Origin of the sequence: Profundibacter amoris (assembly GCF_003544895.1) — a bacterium.
In the GTDB taxonomy this organism is placed as follows: Bacteria; Pseudomonadota; Alphaproteobacteria; order Rhodobacterales; family Rhodobacteraceae; genus Profundibacter; species Profundibacter amoris.
Genome location: NZ_CP032125.1, coordinates 2,428,669 through 2,444,578, shown reverse-complemented (window position 1 = coordinate 2,444,578; position 15,910 = coordinate 2,428,669). Strand labels below are relative to the sequence as shown.

Here is a 15,910-nt window from a genome sequence, read left to right as displayed (position 1 = left end):
GGTGGATTTGATTTTCAATAAACAAGCGCCCGTATTCAACCCTCAGACGGGTTTCCAATAATGCGAATACTTATTGCAGAAGACAATCTGGTTATTGGTGAGCAAATAAAACAATCACTGACCGACGAAGGGCATGCGGTAGATATTTCCAACGACGGCGAGCAAGCAGCTTTTCTGGCAGAAACAGAGCCGTATGACCTGATCATACTGGATATCGGACTGCCAAAACAGGATGGTTTATCCGTTTTGAAAGGATTAAGGCGGCAATCCATTGATACACCGGTTATCATCCTGACGGCGCGGGACAGCTGGTCGGAAAAAATAGATGGTCTGGATGCCGGCGCAGACGATTATATCACCAAGCCTTTTCATATGCCCGAGCTGACCGCACGTGTAAGATCATTGCTGCGCCGGAAGGCCGGCCTGAATAATCCGCTTATTACAAAAGGGAATTTCAATTTTGATACCAGAACAGGCAAAGCCTTTGTTGACGGCATCTTTGTCACATTAACCGCACAAGAAACGGCGGTTCTTTCATACCTTGTTCACAATCCTGGCCGTTTCATATCGCGCACCGAACTCTCAGAACATATTTATGCCTATGATGATGACCGGGATTCCAATACAATTGCAGTGTTCATCCGTCGGCTACGCAAAAAGCTGGGAACAGATTTGATCCGGACCGAGCGGGGGCGCGGATATTTATTTGAAGTCGAGTAATGCATTCACTAAGACAACGCGCAATTATTGGTGGGGCAATCTGGGCCGCAGTGAACCTGCTTATTGGCTTTATTGTGCTTTTATCCATCATTGACGATTTTGCGGATAGAAATTTCAAACAAACGCTGGTTGACCGGCACAATCAAATAGTCGTCGCCCTTAGCAACAGTGGCGGGGATCCGGACCTGATGGTCCAGTTTGCAAGCGATCCCGTATATATGAAACCATATTCAGGCGTTTACTGGCAGGTATCAAACGTTGATGGTTTCATTTATGGTTCCAAGTCCACGTTCGATTTCCAGTTTGATATCCCTGATAGATCAGTGCCAGAACTGCAGTATTGGAAGAAGAATATTACTGGGGGACCAATCTCGGGGGTTAGGAAAACCATATATTTGGAAGATGGTAGTGAATGGTTGGTTCAGGTTGCCGAAACACTCCAGAATGTTAATGCGGATAAACTTCAGCTCCGAAAAAATCTGGTTGCAGCTTTTGTCATAATGGGATTCCTCGGGATCATAGGTGCGATCCTGCAAACCTATGCGTCGTTGCAGCCTTTGTCCCATCTTGCCGCCGATGTCGCTAAAAGAAAAGAGAACCGGACAGCCCTAAATGCAAAAGACTACCCAAAAGAAGTGGCTCCATTGGTATCTGAATTAAACGAGTTGCTGAAATACAATCACGATATTGTCGAACGCGGTCGCCGAAGGGCAGCGGACCTGGCACATGCGTTAAAAACCCCGTCCGCAATAATTAGAAATGAATTCCTGACTTATTCCACCAAGGGGATAGATACAGGGGCTGCTGAAGAAGCATTAAACAGAATTGACGCACAAACCAGTCGTTCATTGGCACAACTGCGCGCTGACAACAGCAAAGCAAAGATACCGGTTCCTATATCCTTGCGGAAATCAGTGGATAGAATTTCACGGTTCCTAATGAATGTTCCGGGAAACGAAAATATAAGCGTATCAATAGATGTTGCCGAGGACCTTATCATCCTTGCGGATCAGCAAGATATTGATGAAATTATTGGCAATCTATTTGAGAACGCTCTGAAGTGGTGCAATGAAACTGTATCAATTTCCGCTGAACAGAATGGCAACGATATTGTTGTGATGATTGAAGATGACGGGCCGGGTATTCCAAAGGAAAGCGCGAAGACAGTTCTAATCGCTGGCGAGCGACTTGATATCGGCAAGCCGGGGTATGGTCTGGGGCTGTCAATTTCTTCCGACCTATTGCATTCATACGGGCAGGAACTGATTTTGGGAAAATCAGAGAAACTCGGTGGGCTGATAGTGAGATTTGCCTTGTTGAATGGGAATACTTAAATAGTCCATTCCAACCTAAGCGCATCGGATACCCCTTAAAATCGTCATAGTCTTTATGTGCCTTCAATCTGGAAGCATGGACCAAATTACGCATACACAGAAGTCGGGACACTGGTGTCTAAATTTGCCGATCCATTTCCCAGAAGTATATTCCGGCGTTCACAACTTGTTTCGGCTGGGAAAAGACCCCCATGACATGCAGATCCTTTTATCATGTCAATATCAGATGTTGGTTGTGCCGGTTCCGTTGAACATATTGGGTCATTGCTGCTAACAGCGTGGCGTTTTGCTCCACGTATCATTTTTGCGATTTGCACAGGTAGCTCTGTTAAGTCTTCGCAGCGTTGATTTAACAGTCAAGTGTCGTATCGCGTTCCCACTGGGTAAGTTGCTGGCAATACTGGTTCCAGTTCGCCGTCTTCAGCTTGATGTAGGCGGTTGAAAAGCTTTCTCCGAATGCAGCGCGCATGGGTTTGCTGTTTGCAAATATCCGTATTGCATCGATCAGATTTAGGGGAAGCGTTTTAACGTTATCCACAGTGTGACCCATCGCATACATATCAATATCAAGCCGCTTGCCCGGATCAGCCTTGTTGGCAACACCGTCCAGACCCGCCGCCAAAACAGACGCTTGCAGCAGGTATGGGTTGGCGGCCCCGTCCGCGACACGGACTTCAAACCGCCCCACATCCGGAATACGCACCATATGTGTGCGGTTGTTGCCGCCAAAGGTTATCGTATTCGGGGCCCATGTTGCCCCCGAACTGGTTGTCGGTGCGTTGATGCGTTTATAAGAATTCACCGTCGGATTAGTGATCGCGACCAGTGCTTCGGCGTGTTCCATAACCCCGCCCAGGAAATGGTATCCGAATTGCGAGACGCCAAGTTCACCATCTTTGTCATAGAACAGGTTTTCCTTGCCGGTTTTCAGATCCCAAACCGAGGTATGCACATGGCATCCGTTGCCTGTCAGGTGGGAAAAGGGTTTGGGCATAAAGGTGGCGCGCAACCCGTGTTTTTCGGCGATCTCTTTCACCATGAATTTAAAGAACGCATGTTGGTCGGCGGTGGTCAGGCAGTCGTTGAAGTTCCAGTTGATTTCGAATTGCCCGTTCGCGTCTTCGTGGTCGTTCTGGTAGGGGCCCCATCCCAGATCCAGCATGGTTGTGCAAATCTCGGAAATCACATCATAGCGGCGCATAATCGCGGATTGGTCATAACAGGGTTTTTCGGCGGTATCGCGCGGATCCGAAATGTCGGTGCCATCAGGGTTAATCAGATGGAATTCAGGCTCGACGCCCGATTTCATCACCCAGCCCTTATCCGCAGCTTGCTTGATCAGTTTCTTTAGAACAACACGCGGCGCCTGCTCGACCAGCATGCCATCCATCACCGGATCACCGGCGACCCACGCGACTTCGGGTTTCCACGGCAGTTGAATAACCGAGGCGGCATCAGGCAATGAGAACATATCCGGATGGCCCGGCGTCATATCCAGCCACGTGGCAAATCCGGCAAAACCGGCACCGTCCTTTTGCATACCGGCGATGGCGCTGGTTGGCACCAGTTTGGCGCGCTGGGCCCCGAAAAGATCGGTGAAGTTGATCAGAAAAAACTTTACGCCATTCTCTTTGGCAAATGTTTCCAGACTAAGTGTCATTTTTCAAATTCCCTCTCTTTTCATCCGGCCAAACAGGGCGGGATGGTTTGGTGCTGAAATCTAGAAGCTGCCCCCATGACCCGGAATCCAGTCGGTTCCCGCCAACGGCACGCCAGCCATTGCGGCGGCCTCGATGGTCAGGGCAACCAGATCTTCCGGCTCGAGATTGTGCACATGGCTTTTGCCACAGGCACGCGCGATGGTTTGGGTTTCCAGTGTCATCACTTTTAGATAATTCGCCAACCGGCGACCGGCGGCAACAGGATCAAGCCGCTTGGCAAGTTCAGGGTCTTGTGTCGAAATCCCTGCCGGATCGCGGCCCTCGTGCCAGTCGTCATAGGCACCGGCTGTGGTTCCCAGCTTGTTGTATTCTTCTTCCAGCGCCGGATCATTGTCACCCAACGCCACCATGGCAGCTGTGCCGATGGATACCGCATCCGCCCCCAAAGCCAGTGCTTTGGCAACATCGGCCCCGTTGCGGATGCCACCGGAAACGATCAGTTGCACTTTGCGGTGCATACCCAGATCCTGAAGCGCCTTAACCGCAGGCCGGATGCAGGCCAGTGTTGGCAGGCCGACATGTTCGATAAACACTTCCTGGGTTGCGGCCGTTCCGCCTTGCATGCCATCCAGCACAATCACATCGGCGCCGGATTTCACACAAAGGGCGGTGTCGTAATAGGGGCGGGTGCCGCCAATTTTGACAAAGATCGGTTTTTCCCAATTGGTGATTTCACGCAATTCGTTCAGCTTGATCTCCATGTCGTCCGGACCGGTCCAGTCGGGGTGGCGGCAGGCCGAACGCTGATCAATCCCTTTTGGAAGGTCGCGCATTTCGGCAACCCGATCGGAAATTTTCTGCCCCAACAGCATTCCGCCGCCACCTGGTTTGGCACCTTGGCCAACAACCATTTCAATCGCGTCTGCCTTTCGCAAATCATCAGGGTTCATTCCATAGCGTGACGGAAGATATTGATATATCAGGGTTTTGGATTGTCCGCGCTCTTCCGGGGTCATGCCGCCGTCGCCGGTGGTGGTAGAGGTTCCAGCCAGCGTGGCACCGCGTCCCAGCGCCTCTTTGGCTTGGGCTGACAGGGACCCAAAGCTCATACCGGCGATGGTGATGGGAATATCCAGCTTGATGGGGTTCTTGGCAAACCGCGTACCCAGAACCACGCTGGTGTCGCATGCTTCGCGGTATCCTTCCAGCGGATAGCGGGAGATCGACGCGCCAAGGAACAGCAAGTCATCCAGACCGGGTAATCTGCGTTTCGAGCCGCCACCGCGAATGTCATAGATGCCCGTTGTCGCCGCACGGCGAATTTCCGACAGGGTATAGTCGTCAAATGTTGCCGATTTTCGTGGCGTCGTATGAGGGGTTTCTGCTGCCATTTTTTAAGAACCTCAATATGCGTTATCAATGTCAAAATTATAGAGCTTGCGGGCCGAGCCGTAGCGCCGGAATTCGGCCGGATCGGCATCAAACCCTGCAGCTTCAAGAAGCTCGGTCAGTTTTGCCAGATGCTTGGGGCGCATTTCCTTCTCGATGCAATCAGCGCCAAGGCTGGCGACTTTGCCGCGCACAAACAAGATGGCCTCGTAGATGGAATCGCCCAATGCGTCGCCCGCGTCACCGCAGACAACCAAATGCCCCGACTGCGCCATAAATGCCGACATGTGCCCCACCGATCCGCCGACAACGATATCCAGACCTTTCATCGAAATGCCGCAACGCGACGATGCATCGCCTTCGATGATCAACAGGCCGCCATGGCCGGTCGCGCCTGCGGATTCCGAGGCGTTTCCGGTGACCCGTATCACGCCGGACATCATGTTTTCACCGGTCCCGACCCCTGAATGGCCTTTTACGGTTATGGTGGCTTCCTTGTTCATCCCGCCGCAATAGAATCCGGCATGGCCGCTCAACGTGACTTCGATCGGGGCATCCAGACCGCAGGCAATATTATGCTGTCCCATCGGGTTTTCGATCACCCATTGGGTTTCGTTTGACCCTTTGGGAAGGTCATGAAGTGCTGCGTTCACGCCGCGCACACCTATGGCTTTCAAATCCAGTTTGGCAACACTCATTGAACATCACCCCATATGTAAATCCGGTCCGGCTCGGGTTCCCATATCCGGGCCGTGTCAGCCCCCGGCAGATGTGCGATGGCGCGGTATTCGGTTGCCATGGCCACCCAATCATCAGTTTCAGCCATCACCGCGTGCTTGCAGGCGATTGGGTCGCGCATCACCGCGAACCCGTCCGCGGTGCCAATGCAGAACGTGTAAAACCCGTCCAGTTCCTCGCGTCCGGCCTCGAGTGCTTCGGTTAGCGACATTCCTTGGCGCAATTTCCATGTCAAGAAACCGGCTGCAACCTCGGTGTCGTTTTCGGTCTGGAATGTAATTCCGTTACGCTCTAGCTGGCGACGCAGACGGTTGTGGTTTGACAGGGACCCATTGTGAACCAGACAAAGGTCCAGCCCTGTGGCGAACGGGTGCGATCCTTCGGTCGTAACGGCGCTTTCGGTGGCCATTCGCGTGTGGCCAATGGCGTGGCTGCCTTGGGCATTGATCAGGTCAAATTTGTCGGCCACATCTTGCGGCAAACCGGTTTGCTTGAAAATCTCGATGCTTCGCCCTGATCCGACAATGCGTATTTGCGGCCTTTGTTCCGCCAACCACTGTTGAACTTGCCCTGCGTCGCCATCTGTAATCAGGATTGCGTGATCGCCCACGGGGGAAATCTGCACATCGCAGTTCAATGCCTTTTCAAGGTCGGCGTCCAATGCCTTCCAATCCTGCTTGGGGTTGTCGCTGGCCAATGTGAATTTGGTGTGGTCCTGATCCACCTGATTGCGGTAAATGGCAAACCCGGCCGAGTCCGGCCCCCTGTCTGTCATTTCAACCAGCATCGGCTCGAATAATGCGCCGAGGGTCGGTTGCAGGTCTGTGTTTTTTAGGTAAAGACCGACAATTCCACACATAAGGATTATCCCGATTGTTCCATGATACTGTTCACAGGAACATTAACAGGTGTAAGCGCCCACATCAACTGTCAGTAAATAAAATTTCACAACAGGAAACACGCCCCTATGTGATTGAATAAATGGACTAACTGCCGGCGCTTTCGCGTGGATAAGAAATAATCGACAGGTATCTTATCGGAAGTTTACGCATTTCTTCTGGTCCATGCGGGGCGCTGGCATCAAAAAAGAGAGAATCCCCCTCTTGCATCGGATAGGTTTGATCCCCGTGCCGGTAGACGACTTCGCCTTCCAGCATATAGATGAACTCAAGTCCTTCGTGTTGAAACACCGGAAAGACATCCGAGGAATCTTGCAAGGTGATAACATAGGGCTCGACCGTCAGTTCGCTGTGGGGGGAATGACCAAGCAAGGCGTATTGATGGCCCGCACGCGTCCCCCGCCGTTCGATCTCTAACCCGTCCCCGGCTTTTACAAATGTGGCCGGGCGATGTTGCTCGAACTGGTTGAACAGTGCGCTAACCGGCACATGCAAGGCACGCGACAATGCCAGCAGCGACGATAGCGAAGGGGATGTGGACCCGTTTTCGATTTTGGAGAGCATGCCGCTGGACATATCAGCCGACTTGGCCAACTTGGATATTGTTATGCCCAGTTGTTCGCGCAATCGTTTGACTTCTTGACCGATGGACTCTTCCAGTGGCTTCTTGCCCGTTTTGCCAACAACATGCGGGTTTTGAATAAGCATTGGATCGGTCGCGGTATCATCTGTCTTGGGCTTTTTGTCTGTCATGCTTTCCTCATACTATCCGTTGCGCACCGCCATAAGGCTTATCACCAGAGAAGAAAAGCAAAACGCCGATTCATTGATTGAACCGGCGTTTCACAAACGAGTTTTGGATCAGCAGGTTAGAACCGGCCAATAACCTCGCGGGTTTTATCACCGGTTTCATCACTTTCCATTTCGTGATCCACTTCGTGCTTTTCAGCCCGGAACTGCAAAATGTGCCAGATGATCCAGAATGCAACCCCGAGAATAAACATCACGAACTCGGTTCCCTGAAAAGGATAGACAGCTGCGACTTCGCCTAAATCAACAGCCCAGTCGGTCATTCCATTCGTAGACATGGTAAGTCTCCTTTAATTGTTGAAACTAGACGAGCGCTTGCTCGACTTTTATGACTTCGGCAACCGCCTGATCGTATGCTTCTGTCGATTCAAAATCGAGGCCTTCCAGCTCGACTTTGCGCGGAATGCGCAGCATCCCTAAACCGTTCAGGATCTTTGCAACGATAAACCCGGGCAAGAAACCCAGAACAAAGAACATGATGATCGCGCCGATAAACATGCCCAGCGGATTGATCGCGGCGTAACCCTCATACGGTGAAGACGGTTGGTGAGGTTAACCGGTATGACCCATCGACCGGAATCTTTGGTTCCACGGGATTGCATGAGGCAAAATGCGTGATGGTCATGCAGATGCCGCTGATCAATACTGCGTCTGCATTGGTGACAACTGAACCAATTGTATTTTGAACGGACACTTGATGAGAGCATGGCGCTGGATATTCCTTACACTGTTCGGGATTGTTTTATCTGGCATAGCAAGCATAGCTGCGCCGACTGTTTCGCTAACCATCGGGGTGTTGGCGTGGCGTGGTGACGAAAAAGCACGGCAGCAATGGGAGCCGACCCGCGCAACCCTTCAGGCTGCATTTCCCGAATATAATATCGTTCTACGTCCTATAGGCCTGAAAGGCATGGAGGCCGCCCTGGCCGCGCAAGAGCTGGATTTCTTTATCACAAATCCGGGCAATTATATCGAGATGGAGCAACGCTATGGCGCCTCGCGGCTGGTCACGCTGGAATCTGTGCGGGTCGGGGCGCCGGCGGCCAGTGTCGGGGCAGTTCTGTTCAGCCGCTCTGACAGGCCGGATATTCGCACGCTGGGCGATTTGCGTGGCAAAACCCTGTTGGGGGTCAGCCGCGAGGCCTTTGGCGGGTTCCAGATCGGCTGGGGCGTTTTGCAACGGGCCGGTATCGACCCTTTTACCGATATGGCGGGGGTTACCTTTGCCGGTTTCCCGCTGGATAATATCGTTACGCAGGTGGCCAATGGCCATGCGGATGCCGGCACCGTTCGGGCCTGCCTGCTTGAGGAAATGGCGCAGGAGGGGCGGATCGAAATGGAAGATTTCCGCGTCCTGAATCCGCAACATGTTGACGGGTTTGATTGCGCCCTGTCCAGTCCGCTTTATCCCAACTGGCCTTTTGCCAAGGCGCGGCAAACCAATCATGTTCTGGCCAAACGGGTTGCGGTTGCCCTGTTGGAAATGTCGCCGCAAAGCAAGGGTGGTGCAGGGCAAAGCTGGACAATTCCGCTGTCCTACCAACCTGTGACCGAGCTGTTCAAATCCTTGCATATCGGCCCCTATACCCTGACCGCCGGTCAGGTGTTCCGCGAATTTTTGCAACGCAACAAAGGCTGGTTCCTGTTGGCGCTAGCCCTGGTAATTCTGGCCGCTTTACACGTCTGGCACACCGAATTTCTGGTGTTCAAGCGCACCCGCCAGCTTAAGGAAAGTCAGGAAAAGGCGCGGTTGCGGCTGGCCGAACTGGCGCATGTGTCGCGACAGACGACGCTGGGGGAAATGGCGCGCGGGCTGGCGCATGAGATCAACCAGCCTCTGGGCAGCATATCGAACTATGCCGCCGGTTCGGTGCGGATGATCAGGAATGGTGTCACCAGCGCACAGCTTGAAGAACCCTTGCGCGAAATTGCCCATCAGGCCGAACATGCCGGACGGGTTCTGAAACGCATTCGCGGCTTTGTCGATAATCGGGCAAGCCCGCGCGAGAAGGCCGATATCAATGCCCTGTTGACCGAAGCAATTGATTTGCTGGGGGCGGAACTGCGGCAGGCGGATATAACCGTGCAAAGCCGTCTGGCACCTGATCTGCCGCAGCTTTCGGTTGACGGGGTGGCGATTGAACAGGTGGCTGTCAATCTGGTCCGCAATGCGATCGAGGCGATGGCGGCGCAGGCAAGTGGCCCCCGAATATTGCAGGTGAGCAGCGAGCGCGACAAGCGCGATGCTACCCGCCTGCGCGTCACCATCCGCGACAGCGGGCCGGGGCTGGATGCGGATGCGCTCGAGCATATATTCGAGCCGTTCAACAGCGACAAAAGCAGCGGCATGGGGCTGGGTCTGTCGATCAGTTATTCGATCATTGAATCGCACGGCGGCATGATTTACGCCGATAACAATCCTGATGGCGGGGTAAGCATCAGCTTTACCCTGCCGGTTGATCAAGGAAATAACGCATGAGCACCACCGATGCCGCCCCGCTGATCCACGTTGTCGATGATGACGAAGGGATGCGCAAATCGCTGTGCTGGCTGATCGGCTCGGTCGGGCTTCAATGCCGTGCCCATGTGTCGGCCGATGCCTTCATGGCGGGGTTCAATGACAAACGCCCGGGCTGCCTGTTGCTGGATATCCGCATGCCCGGCCTGTCGGGGCTGGATTTGCAACAGGTGTTGCAGCGGCTGAACAGCAGCCTGCCGGTCATTTTTCTGACCGGCCACGGCGATGTGCCGATGGCGGCGCGGGCCTTCAAGGCGGGGGCGTTCGATTTTCTGGAAAAACCCTGCAATGACCAAGTGCTGCTGGATCGGGTGCAAGAGGCCGTGGCCGAGCACCGCCGCTTGTTGGCCGAACGCGACCAGCAGACCGAACTGCGCCAGCGCATCAACGCTTTGACCGAGCGCGAACGGCAGGTGGCCGAACGGGTCAGCTGCGGTCTGCGTAACAAGGAAATCGCCGCCGATCTGGGGATCAGTCAGAAAACCGTCGAACTGCACCGCCATAACGTGATGGACAAGATGCAGGTCGACAGCGTTGCCGAGCTGGCCCGGATATGGGCGCTAGCCGAAACCTAGGGTTTTCCCTATCCTCCTTGGGGGTTGCACCAATACCTTCTCTGCCGCCATGGCCTTACCACTCTTTTGAATACTTAAGTTTTCGGAGGTTTCGGGCCATGGATATTTCACGTCGTTCTTTCTTAACAAAAAGCGGGGCTTTGACCTGCGGCGCTGTCAGTTGCGCCGTGGCCGCCCCTGCCGATGCGGCTGCGCTGGCACCCGAACGTCACGGAGGGGATCCGAGCAAACGTTATGCAATGGCGATCGATTTGCGCCGCTGCATTGGCTGTCAGGCTTGCACCGTGGCCTGCACAATGGAAAACCAGACCCCGATTGGCGATTTTCGCACCATTGTCACCCAATACGATGTGGTGGATGTGGATGACGAAACCCAGACCGTCGCCAGCTTTACCCTGCCGCGTCTGTGCAACCATTGCGACAACCCGCCTTGCGTGCCGGTCTGTCCGGTTCAGGCCACGTTTCAGCGCGAAGACGGCATTGTGGTGGTGGACGCCGACAAATGCGTCGGTTGTGCCTATTGCGTTCAGGCCTGCCCCTATGACGCCCGCTTTATCAATCCGAAAACCAACACCGCCGACAAATGCACCTTCTGTGTGCATCGGGTCGAAGCGGGGTTGCTGCCGGCCTGTGTTGAAACCTGCACCGGTGGCGCGCGCATCTTTGGCGATGTGAACGATCCCGAAAGCGAAATCAGCAAATTGCTGGCCGAGGCGGGTGATGCCGTCAAGGTGCTGCGCCCGGAAATGGGGACCGATCCGCATGTCTATTACATCGGTCTGGAAACCGCCTTTGAAGGCAAGGTGGAAGGGCAGGGCATTCTGCAAACCCTGCAAGAAAAATTCGGCACGGGGAATGAGGAGGCAAGATCATGAGCGTTCCAAACATCATCGAAACCGTGAACATCACCCACGAGATTTCGTGGCTGCCTTGGGCGGTGTCCTATTTCTTTTTCGTTGCCATTGCGGTTGGCGCGGCGCTGACCAGTCTGATGTGGACGGTTCTGCGCCGCCCGGATTGGGAAAATGCCGCCCGTATCGACATTCTGGTGATGTGGTCGGCGGCGGTGGTCGCGCCTGTGGCCTTGCTGGCCGATTTGCACCAACCAGCACGGTTCTGGCATTTCTACGCCAATTTCACCCCCTGGAGCTGGATGAGCTGGGGCGCCTATTTCCTGCCGGCCTTTGCTGCGGTTTCAATCGTTTATGGCTGGCTGGTGATGCGGCCGGTTCTGCCCCGTTGGCTGCGCCTTGGGTCTGGCGACTATAGCGGCCTGATCAAACCGATGGCGCTGCTGACCGGTCTGCTGGCCTTGCTGGTGGCGCTATATACCGGCTCGGAAGTGATGATCGTGAAATCGCGCCCACTGTGGCACAGCTATACCCTGATTGCGTTTTTCTTCTTCTCGGGTGTTTCTGCAAGTGCCGCGATGGGCCTTCTGGTCAATGCTTTTCTGGCGGAAAGCGGATCGGAAACCCGCCGTACCACCGGTGCCCATCTGGGCCGCGTGATGGCGTTGTTTTCGCTGCTGACCCTGCTGACCGGCGCGGTCTGGTTGATGATGGGCATGGGCGGGGGCACCAACCCCGAAGCGCGTGCGCTGGCTGTGGTTTCGGCTTCCCCCCATTGGCAATTGCTGGGGTGGGAGCTGTTGGCAGCCTTTGGCATCAGCGCGATATTCGGCATCTATGCCCGCAAACTGTGGTTTGGTGCCTTGCTGGGGCTGGTCACGTTGGGCGGGGCATGGCTGCTGCGCTGGGCCGTGTTCATCGACGGTCAGTTGATCCCGAAAACCGGTGCCGGGTTTTACGACTATGCCCTGCCGCAAGGGCCGGACGGATTGCTGGGGATCATCGGCATATTCGGCCTGTGGCTGGTGGTGATTATCATCGAAAGCGTAGTGATGCGCTGGACGCCTGATGCCGCCGCACCCTTTTCCGAAATCCCCGCAGAATAATTCCAGAGCAGGAGACAAGATCATGACAACACGTCGTAATATACTTAAAGGGGCTGTTGCTTTGGGCGGGGCCGCGGCCTTTGTCGGAGGCTACAGCGAAACCGGCAAGCGTCTGGCCAAGGGGCTGGCGACCGGCAGCAGCGGCACGGCCCCGCTGGACCATATCACCATCAACGCCCATGCACCCGAATACCGGGTGGATGCCAAAACCGGCGATCTGGTGATGAACCCGGACCAACAGATCAGTTTCACCATGTGCCAGGGCTGCAACACCATGTGCGGGTTGCGCATCCGCAGTGACAAGGAAACGGGTCAGGTGATCCGTGTGGCGGGCAACCCGTATCATCCGCTGTCGGCCGATGCGCAAATCCCCTACAGCACACCGGTGCGCGAGGCATTGTTGTCGCTGACCCGCAAAGGCGAAAGCGGGCTGGACCACCGCTCGACCGCCTGCGGGCGCGGCAATGCCATGCTGTCGCAAATGAACAGCCCGCACCGCGTTCTGAAATGCCTGAAGCGCGACGGGCCGCGGGGGTCCGGCAAATGGAAATCCATCCCCTTTGAACAGCTGGTCGAAGAGGTGGTCGAAGGCGGTGATCTGTTTGGCGAAGGGCCGGTTGAAGGCCTGCGCGCGATCCGCGATCTGAAAACGCCGGTCGATCCCGAGAACCCCGAATACGGCCCCAAAGCCAACCAGCTGGCCGTGATTCACGCCACAAGTGACGGGCGTAATCAGTTTATCAAACGCTTTGCCTTCAACTGTTTTGGCACCCGCAACTATGGCCACCACGGATCTTATTGCGGCTTTGCCATGCGGGCCGGATCGGGTGCTGTGATGGGGGATTTCAAGAAATTCGCCCACGGCAAACCGGATTTTGAAAACACCGAATTCGCCATTTTCATCGGCTCGGCACCGGGCAATGCTGGCAAACCTTATAAACGGTCAGGCCGGATGGTGGCCGAGGCCCGCACATCGGGCAAATTGAACTATGTGGTGGTTGATCCGGTGCTGACCAATGCCACCAGCTATGCTGCCAAGGACCGCGACCACTGGGTGCCGATCAAACCGGGCACGGATGCCGCTTTTGCCATGGGGATGATCCGCTGGATCATCGACAATGAACGCTATGACGCAAAATTCCTGTCCAACGCCGGCCCCGCAGGTGTCAAGGCCACGGGCGAGGCGGGCTGGTCGAACGCAACCCATCTGGTCAACGTCAAATCCGGCAAGCTACTGACCGGCATGGACATGGGCTGGGCCGAGGAGCAAGCCAAGGATTTTGTGGCGCTAGACGCATCCGGCACAGCCGTTTCCCACAAACAGCTGGCCACCGCGGCAACCCTGTTCTTTGACGGTTCGGTCGAAACCGCCAACGGGCCGGTGGCTGTCAAAACCTCGTTGCAAATTCTGGCCGACGAGGCACGGCGTTTCAGCCTGGCGGAATACGCGGAACTGTGCGGCATCAAGCCCGAAATGATCGAGGCACTGGCGCAGGAATTCACCTCGCACGGCAAGCGCGCCGCGATCAACAACCACGGCGGCATGATGAGCAGCAACGGCTTCTACACCGCCTGGTCTGTGCTGATGCTGAACGTTTTGATCGGCAACTGGAACTGGAAAGGCGGCGTCAGCGTGTCGGGCGGGGCGTTTCCGGCCTTTGGCAAGGGACCGCGCTATAACATGAAGAAATTCCCGGATATGGTGAAACCCAAAGGGGTGTTCCTGTCGCGCTCGAAATTCCCGTATAAAAAGACCAGTGAATTCAAGCGCCGCACGGCGGCAGGGGAAAGCCCCTATCCCACCAAGGCACCGTGGTATCCGTTTTCACCACCGATTTTCACCGAATATCTGACCAGCCATTTTGACGGCTACCCTTACAAACTGAAGGCGATGATCAGTTTCATGACCAACCCTTTGTATGGTCAGGCCGGATTGAACGCGGCCATCGGTGAAAAAATGAAAGATCCCAAAGAGCTGGGGCTTTATGTGGCGATTGACGGGTTTATCAACGAAACCTCGGCGCTGGCCGATTACATCGTGCCTGACAGCGTGATGTACGAGGCATGGGGCTGGGCAATGCCGTGGAACGGCACCGTCACCAAATGCTCGACTGCGCGCTGGCCGATCAGCGATCCGAAACAGGCGAAAACGGCTGATGGTCAGCCGGTGACGCTGGAAATGTTCCTGATTGCGATTGGCAAACGCATGGAGTTGCCCGGGTTCGGCGACAAGGTGATCCCCGACAGTGACGGCACCCTGCATCCGCTGAACCGGCCCGAGGACTGGTATCTGCGCGCCGGTGCCAATGTCGCCTTTGCCGGTAAACCGGTGGCCGAAGCCAGTGATGACGATATCGAACTGGCGGGGGTAGGGCGGATTATGCCCGACATCGAACAGACGCTAAAACCGGACGAGCAGCGCCGCGTTGCCTATGTCTATGCCCGTGGCGGCCGGATGGAGGATTACGCCAAGGCCTATGATGGCGAAAAGCTGACCCATGCCTATCCGAAACCGCTTATGGTCTATAACCAGAAGGTCGGCACATCGGTAAATACCATCAGCGGCAAACGGTTCGTCGGGGTGCCGACGTGGTATCCGCAACAACTGGCCGATGGCACGCCCCTGCGCGAGGTTTACCCCGAAAACGAATGGCCGTTGCAGCTGACTTCGTTCAAATCGAACCTGCAATCCAGCTATTCGATTGCTTCGCCTGTGTTGCGGTCGATCCAGCCGGATAATCCGGTGTCGATCAACCCGCAGGACGCCGAAAAGGCGGGGGTCAAATCGGGCGACAAGGTGCGGATCGTGACGCCGGGCGGCAGCCAGTTGGCAACCGCGCTGGTGCGCAATGGTATTGCGCCCGGCGTGGTGGCCATCCCGCATGGCTATGGTCACTGGGAACTGGGTGCGCGCGGGCACAACATTGATGGTGCCCAGCAACCGGATATGCCCGAACTGGCCGCCGGTGTGGCCCTGAACCTGATCGGCCTGCAAGACCCGCATCGCGGCGGGCATGCCACCTTGGGGGACTGGGTCGTAGGATCGGCTGCCCGTCAGGCATTGCCGGCCCGTATAGAAAGGGCATGATGTAAAGCGGGATTTTGCCGTCTTAAAGCAATCCAATCTTTCGGTCTGTCATCTGCCAGCCCATAGCAAGATTGGATTGCTCCAGTGTCTCCAATGCCGGTTGCACCAGATGGCAACCGGCAGATGGTGATTGCAGCCAAATGCGCCAAGCTGAAGAAGTGCTGGCCGGTCAGATGGCGGATGTATCCCCCCTGAAAGAGATGCTGACCTATTGAAGGGTG

Annotated in this window: 14 protein-coding genes; 7 read left to right on the top strand and 7 right to left on the bottom strand. The window is 55.3% G+C overall.

Annotated features, from left to right (window positions below; all coding sequences use genetic code 11):
* The first annotated feature begins 60 nt into the window (after positions 1-60).
* Together BAR1_RS12135 and BAR1_RS12130 are read left to right on the top strand one after the other, a co-directional pair.
* On the top strand, positions 61-720 hold the full coding sequence (locus BAR1_RS12135; protein ID WP_118943261.1) for a response regulator transcription factor: 660 nt from the start codon (positions 61-63) through the stop codon (positions 718-720).
* Entirely contained in the window at positions 720-2,054 is a 1,335-nt protein-coding gene (locus BAR1_RS12130) for an ATP-binding protein (RefSeq protein WP_118943260.1), read from the top strand. Before BAR1_RS12135 ends, BAR1_RS12130 begins: the two co-directional genes overlap by 1 nt.
* Positions 2,055-2,403: 349 nt before the next feature.
* Here BAR1_RS12130 and glnT read toward each other — a convergent pair whose 3' ends face one another.
* The 7 genes from glnT to BAR1_RS12095 all read right to left on the bottom strand — a co-directional run bounded on the left by glnT (position 2,404) and on the right by BAR1_RS12095 (position 8,049).
* Positions 2,404-3,714, bottom strand: coding sequence for a type III glutamate--ammonia ligase (glnT, locus tag BAR1_RS12125; protein ID WP_118943259.1), 1,311 nt, complete (start codon positions 3,712-3,714; stop codon positions 2,404-2,406).
* A gap of 60 nt (positions 3,715-3,774) precedes the next feature.
* Positions 3,775-5,106 (bottom strand): FMN-binding glutamate synthase family protein, encoded by a 1,332-nt coding sequence (locus tag BAR1_RS12120; RefSeq protein WP_118943258.1) that lies wholly within the window; start codon positions 5,104-5,106, stop codon positions 3,775-3,777.
* 12 nt (positions 5,107-5,118) lie between these two features.
* The gene (locus BAR1_RS12115; protein WP_118943257.1) at positions 5,119-5,802 is read right to left on the bottom strand and encodes a GltB/FmdC/FwdC-like GXGXG domain-containing protein; all 684 of its coding nucleotides are present in this window, start codon (positions 5,800-5,802) and stop codon (positions 5,119-5,121) included.
* Complete coding sequence (locus BAR1_RS12110) at positions 5,799-6,701, bottom strand: class II glutamine amidotransferase (RefSeq protein WP_118943256.1); 903 nt, start codon at positions 6,699-6,701, stop codon at positions 5,799-5,801. The genes BAR1_RS12115 and BAR1_RS12110 overlap by 4 nt, the downstream gene beginning before the upstream one ends.
* 127 nt (positions 6,702-6,828) lie before the next feature.
* Complete coding sequence (locus BAR1_RS12105) at positions 6,829-7,494, bottom strand: helix-turn-helix domain-containing protein (RefSeq protein WP_118943255.1); 666 nt, start codon at positions 7,492-7,494, stop codon at positions 6,829-6,831.
* A gap of 116 nt (positions 7,495-7,610) precedes the next feature.
* Complete coding sequence (locus tag BAR1_RS12100) at positions 7,611-7,829, bottom strand: hypothetical protein (RefSeq protein WP_118943254.1); 219 nt, start codon at positions 7,827-7,829, stop codon at positions 7,611-7,613.
* Positions 7,830-7,854: 25 nt separating this feature from the next.
* Positions 7,855-8,049 carry a hypothetical protein gene (locus BAR1_RS12095; protein ID WP_194295005.1) on the bottom strand — a complete coding sequence of 65 codons (195 nt, stop codon included), beginning with the start codon at positions 8,047-8,049 and terminating at the stop codon, positions 7,855-7,857.
* A gap of 199 nt (positions 8,050-8,248) precedes the next feature.
* Here BAR1_RS12095 and BAR1_RS12090 point away from each other — a divergent pair, with 199 nt between their 5' ends.
* Genes BAR1_RS12090 through BAR1_RS12070 form a run of 5 tightly spaced genes read left to right on the top strand, consistent with a single transcriptional unit; the run spans position 8,249 to position 15,689 of the window.
* Positions 8,249-10,030, top strand: a complete 1,782-nt coding sequence (locus tag BAR1_RS12090) for a sensor histidine kinase (RefSeq protein ID WP_118943253.1) — start codon at positions 8,249-8,251, stop codon at positions 10,028-10,030.
* The gene (locus BAR1_RS12085; RefSeq protein WP_118943252.1) at positions 10,027-10,644 is read left to right on the top strand and encodes a response regulator transcription factor; all 618 of its coding nucleotides are present in this window, start codon (positions 10,027-10,029) and stop codon (positions 10,642-10,644) included. The genes BAR1_RS12090 and BAR1_RS12085 overlap by 4 nt, the downstream gene beginning before the upstream one ends.
* The gene (dsrO, locus tag BAR1_RS12080; protein WP_407681514.1) at positions 10,623-11,519 is read left to right on the top strand and encodes a sulfate reduction electron transfer complex DsrMKJOP subunit DsrO; all 897 of its coding nucleotides are present in this window, start codon (positions 10,623-10,625) and stop codon (positions 11,517-11,519) included. Before BAR1_RS12085 ends, dsrO begins: the two co-directional genes overlap by 22 nt.
* The gene (nrfD, locus tag BAR1_RS12075) at positions 11,516-12,601 is read left to right on the top strand and encodes an NrfD/PsrC family molybdoenzyme membrane anchor subunit (RefSeq protein WP_118943250.1); all 1,086 of its coding nucleotides are present in this window, start codon (positions 11,516-11,518) and stop codon (positions 12,599-12,601) included. Before dsrO ends, nrfD begins: the two co-directional genes overlap by 4 nt.
* A gap of 22 nt (positions 12,602-12,623) precedes the next feature.
* On the top strand, positions 12,624-15,689 hold the full coding sequence (locus tag BAR1_RS12070; RefSeq protein WP_228408549.1) for a molybdopterin dinucleotide binding domain-containing protein: 3,066 nt from the start codon (positions 12,624-12,626) through the stop codon (positions 15,687-15,689).
* Positions 15,690-15,910: the final 221 nt, after the last annotated feature.